The sequence below is a fragment of the Leptodesmis sp. genome, from assembly GCF_052746595.1.
Genome location: NZ_JBRAGO010000027.1, coordinates 26,999 through 44,375, shown reverse-complemented (window position 1 = coordinate 44,375; position 17,377 = coordinate 26,999). Strand labels below are relative to the sequence as shown.

At 49.9% G+C, this 17,377-nt stretch carries 18 protein-coding genes; 12 read left to right on the top strand and 6 right to left on the bottom strand.

Translation table 11 applies throughout. The features are described 5' to 3' along the window. Positions 1 to 228: 228 nt before the first annotated feature. On the bottom strand, positions 229 to 528 hold the full coding sequence (locus ACUVQO_RS08295) for a ferredoxin (RefSeq protein ID WP_445925417.1): 300 nt from the start codon (positions 526 to 528) through the stop codon (positions 229 to 231). 340 nt (positions 529 to 868) lie between these two features. Between ACUVQO_RS08295 and ACUVQO_RS08290 the strand changes: the two genes are divergently transcribed. Beyond that, complete coding sequence (locus tag ACUVQO_RS08290) at positions 869 to 1,867, top strand: Gfo/Idh/MocA family protein (protein ID WP_445925416.1); 999 nt, start codon at positions 869 to 871, stop codon at positions 1,865 to 1,867. Positions 1,868 to 1,949: 82 nt separating this feature from the next. Here ACUVQO_RS08290 and ACUVQO_RS08285 read toward each other — a convergent pair whose 3' ends face one another. The 3 genes from ACUVQO_RS08285 to ACUVQO_RS08275 all read right to left on the bottom strand — a co-directional run bounded on the left by ACUVQO_RS08285 (position 1,950) and on the right by ACUVQO_RS08275 (position 5,266). Next, positions 1,950 to 3,041 carry an N-acetylmuramoyl-L-alanine amidase gene (locus tag ACUVQO_RS08285; protein WP_445925415.1) on the bottom strand — a complete coding sequence of 364 codons (1,092 nt, stop codon included), beginning with the start codon at positions 3,039 to 3,041 and terminating at the stop codon, positions 1,950 to 1,952. Between the two features lie 215 nt (positions 3,042 to 3,256). Next, positions 3,257 to 3,700, bottom strand: coding sequence for a hypothetical protein (locus ACUVQO_RS08280; RefSeq protein ID WP_445925414.1), 444 nt, complete (start codon positions 3,698 to 3,700; stop codon positions 3,257 to 3,259). A 90-nt stretch (positions 3,701 to 3,790) separates the two neighbouring features. Continuing rightward, positions 3,791 to 5,266: a site-2 protease family protein gene (locus ACUVQO_RS08275; protein ID WP_445925413.1), complete on the bottom strand. Its 1,476-nt coding sequence runs from the start codon at positions 5,264 to 5,266 to the stop codon at positions 3,791 to 3,793. A 355-nt stretch (positions 5,267 to 5,621) separates the two neighbouring features. Here ACUVQO_RS08275 and ACUVQO_RS08270 point away from each other — a divergent pair, with 355 nt between their 5' ends. Next, on the top strand, positions 5,622 to 6,335 hold the full coding sequence (locus tag ACUVQO_RS08270) for an MBL fold metallo-hydrolase (protein WP_445925412.1): 714 nt from the start codon (positions 5,622 to 5,624) through the stop codon (positions 6,333 to 6,335). A gap of 15 nt (positions 6,336 to 6,350) precedes the next feature. On the opposite strand, the gene ACUVQO_RS08265 is transcribed toward ACUVQO_RS08270, so the two are convergent. Beyond that, positions 6,351 to 7,406, bottom strand: coding sequence for a Fe(3+) ABC transporter substrate-binding protein (locus tag ACUVQO_RS08265; protein WP_445925411.1), 1,056 nt, complete (start codon positions 7,404 to 7,406; stop codon positions 6,351 to 6,353). Between the two features lie 594 nt (positions 7,407 to 8,000). Here ACUVQO_RS08265 and rfbF point away from each other — a divergent pair. From rfbF to ACUVQO_RS08225, 8 genes are all read left to right on the top strand, one after another. Further along, positions 8,001 to 8,774, top strand: a complete 774-nt coding sequence (gene rfbF / locus ACUVQO_RS08260) for a glucose-1-phosphate cytidylyltransferase (RefSeq protein ID WP_445925410.1) — start codon at positions 8,001 to 8,003, stop codon at positions 8,772 to 8,774. 194 nt (positions 8,775 to 8,968) lie between these two features. Further along, the gene (locus tag ACUVQO_RS08255; protein ID WP_445925409.1) at positions 8,969 to 9,598 is read left to right on the top strand and encodes an FAD-dependent oxidoreductase; all 630 of its coding nucleotides are present in this window, start codon (positions 8,969 to 8,971) and stop codon (positions 9,596 to 9,598) included. Further along, entirely contained in the window at positions 9,595 to 10,038 is a 444-nt protein-coding gene (locus ACUVQO_RS08250) for a hypothetical protein (protein WP_445925408.1), read from the top strand. The genes ACUVQO_RS08255 and ACUVQO_RS08250 overlap by 4 nt, the downstream gene beginning before the upstream one ends. A 7-nt stretch (positions 10,039 to 10,045) precedes the next feature. Then, on the top strand, positions 10,046 to 11,077 hold the full coding sequence (locus ACUVQO_RS08245) for an NAD-dependent epimerase/dehydratase family protein (RefSeq protein ID WP_445925407.1): 1,032 nt from the start codon (positions 10,046 to 10,048) through the stop codon (positions 11,075 to 11,077). A gap of 76 nt (positions 11,078 to 11,153) precedes the next feature. Beyond that, positions 11,154 to 11,693 carry a dTDP-4-dehydrorhamnose 3,5-epimerase gene (rfbC, locus tag ACUVQO_RS08240; protein WP_445925406.1) on the top strand — a complete coding sequence of 180 codons (540 nt, stop codon included), beginning with the start codon at positions 11,154 to 11,156 and terminating at the stop codon, positions 11,691 to 11,693. A 23-nt stretch (positions 11,694 to 11,716) separates the two neighbouring features. Further along, entirely contained in the window at positions 11,717 to 12,556 is an 840-nt protein-coding gene (locus ACUVQO_RS08235; protein ID WP_445925405.1) for a glycosyltransferase family 2 protein, read from the top strand. A gap of 152 nt (positions 12,557 to 12,708) precedes the next feature. Then, positions 12,709 to 13,668 carry a glycosyltransferase family 2 protein gene (locus tag ACUVQO_RS08230; protein ID WP_445925404.1) on the top strand — a complete coding sequence of 320 codons (960 nt, stop codon included), beginning with the start codon at positions 12,709 to 12,711 and terminating at the stop codon, positions 13,666 to 13,668. 39 nt (positions 13,669 to 13,707) lie between these two features. Then, the gene (locus tag ACUVQO_RS08225; RefSeq protein WP_445925403.1) at positions 13,708 to 13,839 is read left to right on the top strand and encodes a class II glutamine amidotransferase; all 132 of its coding nucleotides are present in this window, start codon (positions 13,708 to 13,710) and stop codon (positions 13,837 to 13,839) included. Between the two features lie 48 nt (positions 13,840 to 13,887). Here ACUVQO_RS08225 and ACUVQO_RS08220 read toward each other — a convergent pair whose 3' ends face one another. Next, positions 13,888 to 14,337 (bottom strand): hypothetical protein, encoded by a 450-nt coding sequence (locus ACUVQO_RS08220; protein ID WP_445925402.1) that lies wholly within the window; start codon positions 14,335 to 14,337, stop codon positions 13,888 to 13,890. A gap of 207 nt (positions 14,338 to 14,544) precedes the next feature. Here ACUVQO_RS08220 and ACUVQO_RS08215 point away from each other — a divergent pair, with 207 nt between their 5' ends. Next, the gene (locus tag ACUVQO_RS08215; protein WP_445925401.1) at positions 14,545 to 15,855 is read left to right on the top strand and encodes a M16 family metallopeptidase; all 1,311 of its coding nucleotides are present in this window, start codon (positions 14,545 to 14,547) and stop codon (positions 15,853 to 15,855) included. A gap of 55 nt (positions 15,856 to 15,910) precedes the next feature. Continuing rightward, positions 15,911 to 17,218 (top strand): M16 family metallopeptidase, encoded by a 1,308-nt coding sequence (locus ACUVQO_RS08210; protein ID WP_445925400.1) that lies wholly within the window; start codon positions 15,911 to 15,913, stop codon positions 17,216 to 17,218. Positions 17,219 to 17,377 lie beyond the last annotated feature (159 nt).

The following is a 17,377-nucleotide window of genomic DNA, read 5'->3' as shown; positions in this document are numbered from 1 at the left end:
CGAAGCGTTAGCGGGATGAGCGTCAATAAATACCGCCTTCCAGAAACGACGCGCCACGCCCACAAACTGGCTTCTTGCCCTGCGTCTTCTTGCCATCTGCCTTCTTGACACAAAAATACACTTCAGACTGGGGGAGCCGTGAAGTGTACTTTGTTAGTTGAATGGTTTGGCAGAACGATTGCGGAGGGCGATCGTGCCAAAACTTGAAGACTTGCTTTCTGGGTTGCCTTAGTACAAGGCTTCTTCTTGGTGGGTTTGAATGGTGCAATCAGAAGTTGGATAGGCCACACAGGTCAGCACATATCCAGCTTGAATTTGATCATCATCCAGGAAGGATTGGTCAGACTGGTCGACGGTGCCAGAAATCAGTTTACCTGCACAGGTTGAACAAGCACCTGCACGGCAGGAAAAGGGCAAATCAATCCCTTGCTCTTCAGCAGCATCCAGGATGTACTCATCATCGGGAACTTCGATGGTGGTGTTTAATCCTTGCTCTTCGTTAATTAGAGTGACCTTATAAGTTGCCATTGAGTGATCCTCTCAATAATGGATACAGCACATTAAGCCTCTGATAGTTGATTCAGCAGTCTATAGTTTGTTAAGACTACTTAACACTCAACTTCATCACTTTCGATACTACGGGATAAAGCCACCTTTAAAGCTGTTGTACTCCCCCTAGGATGAACGGGATTCGTAATGGAAATGAGCAATTTAATCTGCTTATCTTATAGGACGATAGAAAACGACTGGATTCGGTAGCTCAAAAAACCCCTAAAGCTTGGAGGGTACTGTCTGCCCCCCGATTTCATTGATTTTCAGGCCACTAAAAAATGTTTAATATTAACCTTTAAGTCTATGATTTTTTCTTATGAATCAATCACACTCCGTTAATTTGGGAATTGGTTTGGCAGGAACAGGCTATGCAGCGAAATTAAGAGCTGAAGCCTTGATGACAGAAGCACGTGCCAAACTAGTTGCAATCGCTGGCCATGATTTTGAGCGAACTCAACTTTTCAGTCAGACCTATCAGGCGATCGCCTACCCCTCCTGGCAAGACTTATTAAATAGACCTGATATTGATCTGGTCATCATTGCCACGATCAACCAGGATCACGGCAAGATTGCCAGAGCCGCCTTGCAAGCCGGCAAGCACGTTGTTATAGAGTATCCGCTGGCGCTGGATCTAGCCGAAGCGCAGGAGACGATCGCTCTGGCCAAGGCACAAAACAAACTCCTGCATGTCGAACACATTGAGTTATTGGGGGGCGTACATCAAGCTCTCAAAGCATCCCTACCCCTCGTTGGTAAAGTCTTCTACGCCCGCTACGCCACGATCAAACCCGAACGCCCTGCCCCCCAGCGTTGGAGCTATCACTACGACCAGTTTGGTTTTCCCCTGGTTGGTGCCCTTTCCCGTCTGCATCGCCTGATCGACCTGTTCGGTGCCGTTACCCACGTCACCTGCCAAGCCCAATTCTGGACCCCCGATTCCCGATCCCCGATTTCCTACTACACATCCTGTCTCTGTACTGCCCACCTCCACTTCCAAACGGGCCTCCTGGCTGAAGTCACCTACGGTAAAGGAGCCGCTCTCTGGGAAGCCGAACGCAAATTTGCCATGCATGGCGATCAGGGAGCACTTGTGATGGATGCTGATCAGGGCAGGCTGATAACCGCTGCTGGTAGCCAAGCGATCGCGGTCGGCGGAAGACGGGGCTTATTTGCCAGAGACACCGCAATGGTGATCGATCACCTGCTGGCCGGCACTCCGCTATACATTACCCCGGAAGCTAGCCTGTACACTTTGAAAGTGGCTGATGCCACCCGTCGGGCTGCCGAGACAAGGCAGACGATCGCGATTGAATAACGCGATTGTGGATTGAGTCCGGAACTATCAAGGGCCAAAAATTCCCAAGTCTTAATTTCTAATTCAAAATTTTTAATTCACCCTACTCCCCTTGTCCCAGATATCGCAAAATCCCCCGTGCGATCGCGGCGGCCATCCGGCTGCGGTAAGTTGGAGTTCTGAGTTGGGCGGCATCCTCTACCCCTGTGACAAAACCCACTTCTAATAAGACGGCTGGCATGGATGTGCGTCGGATGACATAGAAGCGGGCCTGCCGAACGCGGCGATCGCGGGCACCCGTATCTTCCAAAATGGTCTGGTGGATTACTTGAGCCAGTTGCTTGCCAGTATTGTAATAGTAGGTTTCAACGCCGTTGATGTCTGAGCGATTGGCAGGCATAGCGTTGGCATGAATACTGACAAAAATGGTCGCATTCGCCCGTTCTGCCATTTGCACACGCGGTTCTAACCCCAGGTCGTATTCCCCATTGCGGGTCAGGACAACCGTGATGTCCTGCTGTTCCAATAAACTTGTAACCTGCTGGCTGATATCCAACACAATATCCGTCTCTCGCAATCCACCAATGCCCACTGCCCCTGGATCTGGCCCACCATGTCCGGGATCAATCACCACCACTCTGCGACCATTCGGCACCGTAGACAAAGAGCGGGGCAATCTCAGCCCTTGGTTTACCGGAGTAGGCTGAACTTCGGTAGCCGATACTGGAGGACTAACAGCTACCGGAGCCTGGGGAACTTCAATATCCTGACTAGGGAGAATTTCAGAGGTGGCAAGCAGAGGAGAAAATTTGGCTGGTGGAAGTTCTACAATCCATTGCCGGGCAGAGTTATAGCGCACCCGAATTTGCTTCGGATCGAGGGTATAGCCCCGATCGAGTTCCAGGACAATGCGGGTAGTTTCCCGATCGAACTGGGCCACTCGTAAGGTAGCAAACTTACCGCTGACTGCCTCCGTTTGCTTGGGACGACCCAGTTTCGTTCCGGGCAAGTCAATCACCAGTCGGGTGGGGTTATACAGCAATCGAGCACGGGGCTGTACCCCTTCATCGGTGCTCAGTTCCAGTTGGTTTTGTCGGGAGTCAAAGCGCCAGGATTGGAGAGTTGTGGCACTCGCGATCGACGTGAGTAGCAACCAGGCTCCCACCAATCCAGGAAACAACCAGCGTAATTTCACAGTCCCGTACCTCGTACAATCTTTCGCAGTGTGAGTGTGGCAATGTGCCCACTGTAGCGCTTTGACGGCGTTGTCAGCTCATCATGTTCCCGTATGGATTGAAGGAGATTCAGCAGGCGGTTGCACGTCATTTGTCGTCGGTCATTGGCCATCAGCATTGGCAAAGAAGCAATGACCAGTGACAGTCTCCGCTAAAGTTTATTGCTGCAAACTGCTTATTCGGGGAGGCGGTCTTTGGCCAGGGTGGCGATCGCGTCCCCTAAAGCCGTGGTCAGATTTTTGCGGGTTTGGGCATGGTCGGCCTGCTCCGTTTGTAAGGCTTGAGTCAGGCGATCACATTCCTGGAGGGCTTGAACGAGGCGAGATCGCAGTTCTGCTTCTGTAGTTAAGCTATCGACCAGAGCCTGGGCTGGAGACTCGACAGTTTCTCCAGAGGTGCTGGAAAACCGCCCCTTTAACTGGTTGATTTCCTGCTGCAAGGCCGCGATCGTTTGACGGGCGGTTCTGGCTTCACTTCGTCGTTGCTGAGCTTCTGTTTCATACAGCCGCTGCCAGCTAATCGCACTGGCGTAGGCGGCTTCCCGTTCTTGTTGAGCCTCTGCCAACCGCTGCTTGAGGGCTTTAATCTCATCCAACCATTGCGTTACATCCTGGGTCATGGGTCTGGCTCCTTCGTCTGGCGGCTGAACGCCTCCCGTTACCAAAAATCTGTTGTAAGGAAGTCTAATGGAGTTTCTCTGCTAATGTCATTACATATTTAAGAGACTGCTGACGAAAGCCGGAACAGGCAAAATAATCAGCAGCAACAGGGCCAGGGAGAGAATGCCCAGAAGATCTCGGCGATTGTCCAACTCTGTAACATCGTTGAGGGCAGGTTCGTCGTTGGTGGGAATGAGAAACAGGACGATCGCCCACAACATGAGATACCGCTGGGCAAAGGAGAGGAGGAGCAACAGCAAGCGGGCAAACTGGCCAATCATGGCTCCTGTTCGTTGTCCAAACATGGCATGAACAATGTGGCCTCCATCCAGTTGACCAACGGGCATCAGGTTAAAGGCTGTGACGACCAGACCCAAACTACTGGCAACGGCAACAGGATGCATTTTGACCGCCATTCCACTGGCGAGCGTCCCTCCCAACATCAGCTTAGCCACCAGCGCAAAGAGCAATGAAAATCGGGGATCAAACGCCTGTACGTTAAACAGATTCGGTTGTTGGGGCAGAGACACAACTTCTGAGTGGGCTAATCCCCACATCAGGAGTGGCAGAGCCAGGATAAAGCCCATAATAGGGCCAGAAAATCCCACGTCAAATAAAGCTTTACGGTTGGGAGTTGGCGATCGAATTTGAATGAAAGCGCCAAAGGTACCAAAGGGAAACCAGGGCAGGGGCAACACCGGAATGAAGTAGGGCAGGGTGGCCCGAATGCGATGACGACGAGCCGTGAGGTAATGGGCTAACTCATGAACCCCCAGAATCAGTAGCAGTACCAGTGCATAAGGCAGTCCTTGAGCCAGCACATCGGGAGAGATCTGAATGGATTTACCTCCATCCAACCGGCCAGAAATCTGCAACCAGGCCAGACAGGTTGTGCAAAAAGTAGCCAGTAACAATCCTCCTGCTAGCACAGGACGGGTGAGTACCTCTAGTTCGCCCCGATCGCCATACTGTTTAGAACGAGGATTAGTAACCAGGGCGAAGAAGGGTTTGCCGTTTGGTCCCTCCTGCAAAACAACAAGGAAGCGATCGCCAAATTGACGTTCCACATTCTCCCGAATGGTGCGATAGGCCACCTCTGGATGACTTCTCAAGTGTCCTTTGCAAATTACTGCCTGGGGCCGGTATTCCACATTCTGCAGATAATAAATTGACCAGGGGAAACAGGTCTGCAGGTGCTGTTCCTCCACTTTATCAATAGGACGGACGGCGACAGGTTCCATTTGTGATTCCACAGGGTTGCCGGGTGCGATCGCAGGTTCCTCGGCATTGGTTGGCTCAGACTGCTGCGGCGTAATCCGGCCCCATTGAATCAAAAACCAGTACAAGACCAGACAGGCCAGCAGCGGCACCAGTACAAGATAGGAAGGAGGTGGTCTGCGATTGTTCGCCAAAGCCCAACCACTCCAAATGAAGGCAGGCATCATGGCAACTAGCCACAATAACCAGATCGGCGTTCGGGTCACGGTGGAAACCCGCTGCACGATAAAGTAAGTGATTAGTCCCAATAGAAGTAGTAGAAATAAGGGGTGCATGTGCCTTTTCTAAACTCTGTTAAGAAAGGTTTCCTGAGACGACTTGCGATCGCACAGTCACAGGGAGATATTATCCAGGGAATTGGGTTTTAAACCTTGTCCAAGCCCAGAACCGGAGTTCCTCTTGATCGGAAAACGACCGCTCTCTAGCTGGACTTGGTTTAGATGTCCTAACACCTCACCCATATAACGACTCACCTAGTTTAATTTCCAATGGACGGAAAGGTACAAAAACTTAGGATTTCCCCAAAATCTTTCCTCCCCTCGTACAGCCCTTTCGCTAGAACGTCTCTACCGCTCCTCAACTTCCACTCTCTTACCGTAGCCCGTGATCAACCAACCAACCTCCCCATCCTCCGTCTCCCATCTCCCGCTGAAGAAAGCCCCTAAACTCATCTTGTCCGGAGGCAAAACCAACCCCTCTACTCGGATTTATGCCTTTCCGCCTAATCGAGAGACCCTGGGGGCAACGGCTTACTTCATTGTAGAAGAGGTAAACATTCTGGTCGATTGTCCAGCCTGGAACAGCATAAACCAAAGCTTTTTGCAACAACAGGGAGGGGTGCAATGGCTGGTACTTACCCATCGGGGGGGCATTGGTCAGGCACGGGAACTGCAACAGACTTTCAATTGCCAGATTCTGATTCAGGAGCAAGAAGCCTACTTGCTACCCCAATTAAGGGTGACTTCCTTTTCCCAGACCTTTGCCCTCACATCCCGCAGCCGCACTTTATGGACTCCCGGCCACTCCCCTGGCTCCTCCTGCCTTTATTTCAATGAGTTTGGGGGAGTGTTATTTACCGGGCGGCATATTCTGCCCAATCCGCAACGTCAACTCGTGCCGATTAAAACCGCCAAAACCTTTCACTGGCCAAGACAAGTCAGGAGTGTGCAAAAGTTACTGGCAGAGTTTAGCCCAGCAACGCTGGAAATCATTTGTCCAGGGGCAAATATTGGTTTTCTGCGCGGTCAACTCCCTGTCTATCAGGGCTATCAGCAGTTACAGCGAGGACGAGATTTAAGCCAGTCAGAAAAATCGTAAAATGAATCCCTGTTCTTACGTCCAACCTGCTCGATCCATAATTTTCAGAGCTTCGGCATTCTTCTGGCCATAGATAGCTGCATCCAGGGGATCGGCTTTAAACTCTCCCAGGCTGGCTAACATGGGGTCGATCGCCACCTGAGCCACGACCGGATATTCGTTATTGCCTTTCGCAAAAATGGCCTGTGCCTCTGGAGTAGCAAGAAACTCTAAAAACTGAATTGCGGCTTCCGGATTTTTGGCAGTTTTCACCACTCCGCCACCGCTGATATTGGTATGGGTACCGCGATCGTCCTGATTCGGGAAAAACACGCCCACTTTAGAGGATATCTCCCGTTCCTCTGCTTTCTCGGATTCCATCAACCGCACCACATAGTAGGTATTCACCAATGTCAAATCGGCGACCCCGGCAGCAACTTCTTGAATTTGGGCTGTGTCATTTCCCTTGGGAGGATGAGCAAAATTAGCGACCAATCCCCTTGCCCAGGCTTCTGTTTGTTCAGATCCATTGGCGGCCAGTAATGAACCCGTCAGCGATTGGTTATAGACATTGCTGGAGGAGCGCACAATAAATCGTCCTTTCCAGCAAGGATCTGCCAGATTTTCATAGGTGGATAAATCGGCAGGCTTAACACGGTTTTTGTTATACACAATCACCCTGGCTCGTTTGGAGAAGCCGAACCAATTGCCTGCCGGATCACGCAAGTTGGCAGGAATGGCACTCTGCAGCGCCTGGGATGAGGTGGGCAAAAATAAGCCCGCTTGTTGAGCACGCCAGAGATTTCCCGCATCCACAGTCATCAACACATCGGCAGGACTGTTGGTGCCCTCACTTTTAATCCGCTCAATCAGCTCATCGGCCTTCGCTTCAACCAGATTAATGGCAATGCCGCTTTGCTTAGTAAAGGCTGCATAGAGCGCATTATCACTGTCGTAGTGGCGGGCAGAATACAAATTAATAGCTTGCTTGGCCTGAGAACTGCCTGACTCCTGTTTCTGGCCACAACCACCCATCGCCACAACGGCGATCGCGCTGCCAGAGGCAAGAAAAGCCCGTCTCGTCATTTTCATAAGATGATTTCACTCCCACAGTTGCTACTAGATTATTGAAAATATCTTTCAAAAAGCAGCATAAAATATGAAGAGCGAAAGAGCAAGCTTAATGAGATTCATTCTCAGTTTAATCAGGCCTAAGAACTGTCAGTGCTGAAAGGACTCCGGGTTATCAATGTTAGTAAGGTCAGAGCTAACACTAATATTTCTCATAGAAGATAGATGTTTTTGCCCCTGTTCCATTCCTGTTGAAGAGCAATAGCTGGACTGTGAGAGCTTCTGTTGCTCAGGCTCAATAAATTCAACTGATTAGTGCCGTGTAACACATCAACATTCGATCTCATAGCATTTAATAAGTTTTTATCTTTATCTGGTTGAAGTTAATCCACATTCACTACAACTGCTTTACAAAAGAAAATTATTTAAAATCTATCTTCCACAAGTTTTTGGGGAAGACTGAATAGCGTTCAGTCAAAGATCCGAATTACCATTTTTGATTTTTTACATACCAGGCTACCCTGCTCATCATTGCTTTATAGACATACCTAGGTACTGCTATTAGGATTGGGGGATAGCACAAGGGGTGCCCTAAAGTTTCTAAGGTTGTCACATATGAAAGTAGTCATTTTAGCTGGGGGATTGGGAACTCGTTTGAGTGAAGAAACCACTATTAAACCCAAACCAATGGTTGAAATTGGTGGTCAGCCAATTCTCTGGCATATTATGAAAACCTACTCAGCCCACGGAATTAACGAATTTATTATCTGTTGCGGATACAAAGGGTATGTGATTAAAGAATACTTCGCAAACTACTTTTTGCGAATGTCGGATGTCACTTTTGATATGCGATCGAACCAGATGGATGTGCACAATGGCAATGCAGAACCCTGGCGGGTAACACTGGTCGATACGGGTGAAAGTACCATGACGGGGGGACGTTTACGACGGGTACGGGAGCATATTGGCAATGGCACCTTTTGTTTTACCTACGGTGATGGGGTGAGTGATGTCAACATCACGGACGTGATCCGCTTTCATAAAGAGCAGGGTACGCTAGCCACTTTAACTGCCGTTCAACCACCAGGACGATTTGGGGCGATCGCGCTGGGACAGGGGCAAACCAAGATTCAGTCCTTTCACGAAAAGCCAGAAGGAGATGGAGCCTGGGTCAATGGCGGTTACTTTGTGCTGGAACCAGAAGTGATCGATTACATCGCTGCTGATTCCACCACCTGGGAACGGGAACCACTGCAAAAACTGGCGCAGTCCAATCAGCTTTCTGCCTACCGTCATGCTGGTTTTTGGCAACCTATGGATACCTTAAGGGACAAGAATTACTTAGAAGATTTATGGAAAAACGGTAAAGCTCCCTGGAAAATCTGGTAAATTGCTCCTACTTCCCTTAAAATCCCCCTTCTAGGGAATTTAGGGTGTGGTATGTATGACTTTGCGATTATCGGTGGTGAGATTGTTGGCCTTTCTACAGGCATGGCTATTGGTACGCGCTATCCTACAGCGCGTATTTTGTTATTGGAAAAGAGAGTACCTGGGCGTTTCATCAAACCGGTCATAATAGTGGTGTGATCCATTCCGGAATCTACTACAAACCGGGAAGCCTGAAGGCGCAATTTTGCCGGAATGGTTGCCAGTCGATGGTGGAGTTTTGTCGGCAGTACCAGATTCCCCATGAGGTCTGTGGCAAGATAATTGTGGCGACTCAGGAAAAGGAACTGCCATTGCTGGAAAATCTGTACCAGCGAGGGCTACAGAATGGGATTCCTGTGGCTCGGATCACGGCAGAGGAGGTGCGGACCATTGAACCACATGTTAGTTGTCTGGCCGGAGTTCGCGTCTTTTCAACGGGTATTGTGAATTACCAACAAGTTGGTGCCAAGTATGCTGAACTGATGGCATTACAGGGTGCGGATCTGCGCTTGAATACGAAGGTCATGCACATTCGCGACACGGCTGATGGTCAAGTGATTGAAACCAATCAGGGCAGTTTTGCAGCCCGCTTTTTAATTAACTGTGCGGGATTGTACAGCGATCGCGTCGCCCAGTTGGGAGGAGCCAATTCTCCAGCCAAAATTGTGCCATTTCGGGGCGAATACTATGAATTGGTGCCGGAAAAACGCTATCTGGTAAATACTCTGATTTATCCCGTTCCCAATCCAGCCTTTCCTTTTTGGGGGTACATTTCACCAAAATGATTGATGGCAGTGTTCATGCTGGCCCCAATGCTGTGCTCAGTCTGAAACGGGAGGGCTATCACAAGACCGATTTTGACCTGCGGGATACGCTGGAGGTGATGACCTTCCCCGGTTTCTGGAAACTGGCCGCTAAACATGCCGATGAAGGGATTCAGGAGATTATACGATCGTTCAGCAAGGCCGCGTTTGTTCGCAGTCTGCAACGGTTGATTCCAGAAGTCCAGATGCCAGACATTGTGCCAAATCATGCGGGGGTGAGAGCGCAAGCGTTGATGAACGACGGTAAGCTAGTGGATAACTTTTTGATTGTGAACGGTACTCACTCAATTCACGTCTGCAATGCTCCGTCTCCAGCAGCTACGGCTTCTCTGGAGATTGGCAAAGCGATCGCGGTACAAGTTCCAGCACCTCCCACTTTAACCCTCGCATTCACCTCTTAACCCTCGCATGAAAGTACTGATTACTGGTACAGAAGGCTATCTTGGATGTCTGCTGGCGGCTTTCCTGCTGCGCCAGGGATACGATGTCACCGGAATGGATACGGGCTTTTACAAAGCAGGCTGGCTGTATAACGGCGTTGACTTGGCTCCCAAAACCGTCAATAAAGACATTCGCCATATCACCCTGGACGACTTACAGGGCATGGATGCCGTGGTACACATGGCGGAATTATCCAATGACCCAACCGGGCAACTGGCTCCCCACATCACTCATGAAATTAATTTCAAAGGCAGCGTGCGATTAGCAGAACTGGCAAAACAAGCTGGAGTTAGCCGTTTTGTCTATATGTCGTCCTGCAGTGTGTATGGCTTTTCTACTGAGCCGGAAGGAGCCTCGGAAGCATCGCCGGTGGATCCGCAAACCGCCTATGCCAAGTGCAAAGTGATGGTAGAACGGGCGATCGCACCAATGGCCGACGACGACTTCTCCCCCACCTTCATGCGCAATGCTACTGCCTTTGGAGCCTCTCCCCGAATGCGGTTTGACATTGTGATTAATAATCTGGCGGGATTGGCCTGGACAACAGAAAAAATCAAAATGAACAGTGATGGTACTCCCTGGCGACCTATGGTTCACGCCTTAGACATTGCTAAAGCCACGCTCTGTGTTCTGGAAGCTCCTCGCGATATGATTCACAATCAAATCTTCAATGTTGGCGATACATCGAATAATTATCGAGTCAAAGACATAGCGGAAATCATTGCCGATATCTTCACAGGGTGCAAATTGAGTTTTGGCAGTATCAGTGCCGATCGACGCAATTACCGCGTCTGCTTCGACAAAATCAATACTCAACTGCCTGGATTCAAGTGCGAGTGGGATGCCAGTCGAGGAGCACAACAATTGCATGACCTCTTCACTCGCATTGACCTCACTGAAGAGATGTTTCACTTCCGAGGCTACACCCGCCTGAAACAATTGGAATACCTGATCCGCACTCAACAAATTGACCAGGATTTCTTTTGGAAACCCCTATAAAACGGTGGTCTTTGGTAGAGATGCTCCACCGGAACGCCTTTACCAACAAAACCACTCAGCCCGAAGAAAAAAGCTTATGATTTTCACTGAAACTCAACTCAAAGGCGCGTTCATCATTGATGTAGAACTCTTAGCCGATCAGCGGGGAGCCTTTGCCCGTACCTTCTGTGCTAAAGAGTTTGAGCAGCATGGTCTAAAACCGACCATTGCCCAATGCAATCTCTCCTTTAACTACAAAACAGGCACGATCCGGGGAATGCATTACCAGGTTCCTCCGGCTGCTGAAACCAAATTGGTGCGGTGTACTAAGGGAGCCATTTACGATGTGATCGTTGATCTGCGTCCTGATTCTCCCACCTATCGGCAGCATATCGGTGTGGAACTCACTGCAGACAACCGACGAGCACTATACGTTCCTGAACTGTTTGCCCACGGCTATCAAGCACTTACGGATGGAGCCGAAGTAGTTTATCAAGTTGGCGAGTTTTACACTCCAGGCTATGAACGGGGTCTGCGCTATGATGATCCGGCCTTTGGCATTTCCTGGCCCTTACCCGTCACCGTGATTTCTGAGAAAGATGCCTCCTGGCCCCTGTTTGAAACTGTGTCCGCCTAATTGCAGCTTAATTTCAAGTATGTATGGATCAGGTGCGTATGAAACTGAGTGTGATTCTCCCGTGCTATAACGGTGCTGCTACGATCGCGGTTCAGCTAGAAGCCCTCACTCGCCAGCAATGGCAAGGCGAATGGGAAGTGGTGGTCGTTAATAACAGCTCTACCGGCAATTCTATGGAAATCGTGGAAAGCTATCGCGATCGCCTGCCCCAGTTGCGAATTGTCGAAGCGTATCATGCTCCTGGCCCCCATCAGGGGGTTACCTATTCCTACACTGTGGGGTTTCAGGCCGCAATGGGGGATGCCTTTGTGCTTTGTGAAGCCGATGATGAAGTGGGAGACGGCTGGCTGACCACTATGGGTAAAGCGCTGCAAACCCATGACTTTGTGGCCGCCGCCCTGGAATATCAGCGATTAAATCCAGCCTGGTTGGTGGGAGATGGCTGGCAACAACAGTCCGTGGAAGCAGGTCTGACGACCATTTCCCCACCCCTATTTCTACCCTATGCGAGTGGGTGCAGCTTTGGTTTGCAGCGATCGGTTTATGAAATAATTGGCTTTCCAGACAAAACTTGTGGAGCCAGTTGGGATACGGATTATTGCTGGCGTGCCCATCTTGCAGGTATTCCCCTGCATTTTGTCCCAGAAGCCACAATTCACTATCGGCTGCGTCATCAGTTAGGCGATCGCTACCGTCAGGGAAAATCCTGGAGCAAAGCTCATCTGGCCCTATACCGCAAATATGGCCCTCCCCCAACCCGGTTGAAGGCACTCAAGCATCACCTCCGCAGTACCCTGCAACTCTCCTGCCATTTACTCCAGTTACCCATCAGCATTCGCGATCGCCAGAAACGGACCAATTGAGTTTGGGGTCTGGGCTGGTGCGTCGGCGATTGGCAGGGAGGGGAGCATTTGTGGACGTAACCCAAGCCAACCCTGGTCCAATGTCCCCCCTGATTTGAAAATAGCTGTAATTCTGATACTTTTAACTCTTAACCCTTAACTGTTCCTGTTTCATGCCCACCTACTCTTTGATTGTCCCGATTTACAACGAGGAGGAAACAATCCCCGAACTGTATCGGCGGCTGGTAGCAGTTGTAGATGAGTTAGATGGAGAGGTAGAGTTCATTCTGGTTAATGATGGCAGCCGCGATCGTTCGCTCATGCTGTTGCGCGATTTGCACGAAAAGGATTCACGAGTCTGTTACCTCAGCTTGGCTCGTAACTTTGGCCATCAAGTGGCAGTCACGGCTGGCTTAAACTTTGCTCGTGGCAAGGCAGTAGTGATTCTGGATGCGGACTTGCAAGATCCCCCTGAATTAATTCCCCAACTAATTGAAAAATGGCATCAGGGCTATAGCGTGGTGTATGCCCAGCGCACACAACGCCGTCAGGAAAACTGGTTTAAGCGGGCCACTGCCTTTGCCTTTTACCGTCTGTTAAAGCAACTGGCGGATGTAGACATTCCTTTGGATAGCGGTGACTTTTGCTTACTGGATCGGCAGGTCGTGGATGTATTGAATGCCATGCCAGAACGCAATCGCTACATCCGGGGGCTGCGATCGTGGGCGGGATTTCCTCAAACCGCTGTTTTGTTCGATCGTGATCCCCGCTTTGCTGGCAGCGTCAAATATACGTTTCGGAAATCCCTTGGTCTGGCGATTAATGGGTTGGTTTCTTTTTCCACCGTCCCCTTACGCTTGTCTACGTATCTGGGGTTATTTTCTGCCGCGATCGCCCTGCTCATGGCCTTTCTAGTCATCTACTGGCGCATCTTCTTCCCCCTTTCCCCACTGACAGGGTACGCCATTATTGCCTCCAGCGTCTTCTTCCTGGGAGCTGTGCAACTGTTCAGCATTGGCATTTTGGGAGAGTATATTGGACGCATCTACGACGAAGTGAAAAATCGCCCTCTCTATACCCTCTCAGAAGTCGCTGGCTTTACCTCCCCCCAGCCAACTCGCAATAGGAGTTAAGAGTTATGAGAGCTACTCTTCTCACCCGATTTTGCAAAATTGAGGACTCCCAGCGTTCGCGTCGCCATCATCGCCACTACCCCCCTCACCGATAACGAAGTCTGGATACCGATCCAGGTCGGAGAGTTACTCGTCTTCCAAGATGGCCATCCCCTCCTGGAATTCAAATAACAATCCGTTATCCCCAATCCCCAATCCCTAATTCTTGATCCCCAACCTCTACCATTTCGCATTATGACCGCACCGGGTTAAGGGAGCATTCACAGAAATATAGCCAAACGTGGGATTTGGGTTTCCATAAGGCGATGAAATTCGGTAATAAAATCGACCATCTGATCCTTGATAGGTTTGCCCTCCATCGAGCAGTCGAATGCGATCGCCCCTGTTCAAAATCCCTGTTCCCAATCCTCCGGTACCGGGAAAGTTCGTATAAAACTGCGTGTAATTCTGAACTACTTTGCGACAATCACTCCAATAGTTACTTTGAGCCAACCATCCAGGCCCGTCGGCGGCTAGAAATGAGCGAGTTAGGTTGGCAGAATTCCTGGAAAAAGTCAGTGACCTTGACGCGATAAGTGACGGGGTTGCTGCAAACAGACCAGTCGGTGCCGCAATCGTGACAAGCACGATTGCGGCAATCATGCTGATCGAGTACTTCAGCTTTATCATGGTTGCAGCCTTTCTAACATCCACTCAATACGTTGTTTTACTGCTCATCCTACACGGTTCCCTGGTAAGGACTGCACATTCAGGTGTCTCATTTAAACTTTCGCAACATAATAGTCGAGCGGGTAGGCAGAGATTCATAAGGAGAGTTAACACAGCCTAAAAACATTTCAAAAGGGGCGCTATTATACTTAGATACGCTGCGGGTAAATGAGAGTATTGAACGTTTTAGCAGAATATTCCACGCTATCGGCTAATGTGACCCGGATGAGTAATGGCCTCACTGTTATTCATCAATGCACTCCTGCAACTTCTGTAGCTGCGGTTGATATCTGGGTGAAAGCCGGAGCCGCCCTGGAACCCGATGAATGGTCTGGCATGGCTCACTTTCTGGAACACATGATTTTTAAGGGCAGTTCACGGATTCCTCCAGGAGCTTTTGACCGGGAAGTGGAGCACCGGGGAGGAGTCACCAATGCCGCTACCAGTTATGACTATGCCCACTACTTCATCACTACTGCCTCCCAGTACTTAGAGGAAACTCTGCCCTATCTGGCGGATATCCTTCTCGATGCTGCTATTCCCGATGAGGAATTCGATCGCGAGCGAGATGTAGTCATGGAAGAACTGCGTCAGTCCTACGACAATCCGGACTGTGCTGCCTTTCAACTGCTGACGGAAATGGTCTACCAAAGCCACCCCTATGGTCGTCCGATTCTGGGTTGGGAAGAGACGTTGCTGAATCATTCCCCAACAGCTATGCGAGCCTTTCATCATACCCACTATCAACCGGAGAACATGACGGTGGTGGTGGTAGGAGACATTTCCCAGGATCGGGCCTTGAAACTGGTCGATCGCACCTTTCAGTCCTTCCCCAACCGTGCTTACTGCACCCTCTCCCTGCAGGAAGCAGAACCCCCCATCACCCGCATCCGCCGCCAGGAATTGGCAATGCCCCGGCTAGAGCAGGCCCGCCTGATGATGGCCTGGTTAGGGCCAGGGATGGATTCTCCATTCCAAACACTAGACGAAAAATTGCAGGCCGCTTACGGATTAGATCTACTGTCAGTGTTATTGGCTGAAGGCCGAACTTCCAGATTGGTGTGGGAATTGCGGGAAGACCGGAATTTGGTACAGGCTATTAGTAGTAGCTTTTCATTGCAAAAAGGTTCGGGTCTGTTCACGATCACGGCCTGGTTAGAGGCAGAGCACCTAGAGCGGGTGGAGGCCATTATTTGCGATCGCCTGTCAGAATTAGCCAGTGTCCCTGTTTCGGAGGCTGAGCTAAACCGCTGCAAGCGTCTCCTATGTAATGATTACGCTTTCTCAACCGAAACTCCAGGTCAACTTGCAGGATTATACGGCTACTACAGTGTAATGGCCTGCCCCAGTGTTGTCCCCTCCTATCCCCAACGCATTCAGGCCATTCGCCCGGAAGATATTCAACGGTTGGCATCCCAATATCTCTCGCCCTATCATTACGCCGTAACCATCGTTCGGCCTGCAGAGAATGAGGGGTAGAAGTGAAGAGATATCATGAATTCCGCTCATACTGTTAAAAATTAAGGAATTTTCTGTGCAATTGAGTTCAAAGTCGTCTCAAACTCATCAATTTATTCATCGCATGGTTCTCGATAACGGCATTGTGCTGTTAGTGGCAGAAAATCCAACAGCGGACATTATCGCGGCTCGGATATTTATTCGGGCTGGCAGTCGATGGGATCCCCCTGAGCAAGCTGGACTCTCCCATTTAGTGTCTGCAGTATTGACCAAAGGTACAGAAAAATTATCCTCTCTGGAAATTGCGGAACAGGTGGAATCGCTAGGCGCGAGCTTGAGTACCGATGCCACGACTGATTATTTTCTGATTAGCTTAAAGTCCATCTCGGCAGATTTTCCAGAGATTTTGGAGTTAGCGGCAGACGTGCTGCGATCGCCCTCTTTCCCAACGGCAGAACTGGAGTTGGAACGACGATTGACCCTGCAGGCGATCCGCTCTCAACAGGAACAGCCTTTTACCGTTGCCTTTGATCAACTGCGTTACATGATGTACGGGGAACATCCCTATGCCCTGTCCGGCTTGGGAACGGAAAAAACCGTCGCGCAACTGAGTCAAACCGATTTGCACAACTATCACCGAACCCATTTTCGTCCTGATAATCTGGTCATTAGTTTGTCAGGACGCATCGATCCTGGCGCGGCGATCGCTCTTGTGAACCAAGTGCTGGGAGATTGGCAGGTGCCCCCCACCCCCCTACCCACATTAGCTACTCTTGATGTACAAACCACTCCCTGCCGGCAAGCGATTGCTCAGGATACTCAACAATCGATCGTAATGCTGGGTTATCTTGCTCCTCCAGTACGGGATGGAGCCAGTTCAACGGTGCGAGATTATTCCGTGCTGAAATTACTCAATACTTATTTAGGCAATGGATTGTCCAGTCGTTTGTTTGTGGAATTGCGGGAGAAACGAGGACTGGCCTACGAAGTTTCGGCATTTTATACCACGCGGCTGGATCCAGCCCAATTTGTGGCCTATATAGGAACCGCACCGGAAAATACCGCGATCGCCTTGGAGGGATTGCAGAGTGAAATCGATCGATTACGGGTTACACCCCTCACTGGAGAAGAGCTACAAGCTGCTAAAAATAAACTACTAGGACAGTATGCCCTGGGCAAACAGACGAATGCTCAAATTGCTCAGACATTCGGATGGTATGAGACTTTGGGGATTGGCATTGATTTTGATACTCTCTTTCAAAAACAAGTTGCGGAAACAACTGCAGACGCTGTGCAAGACGTAGCACAGAAGTATCTCACTGTACCGTATGTTTCTCTAGTTGGGCCTGCTGGTGCAGTTGATAAACTGGCCAACTATCCGTAAAACTTCCTAAATTCCCTTGTTTATACTAGCCTCAGCGTGCATACCTACCATACAAAGCTGGAAAATTACTGAATGCTTTCGCAACTTGCAGAGATTACCCTTATTAGATAGAAGGCAGTCTCTACCGGTTGAACCGAGCCGTATGAGATCAGAGGTACG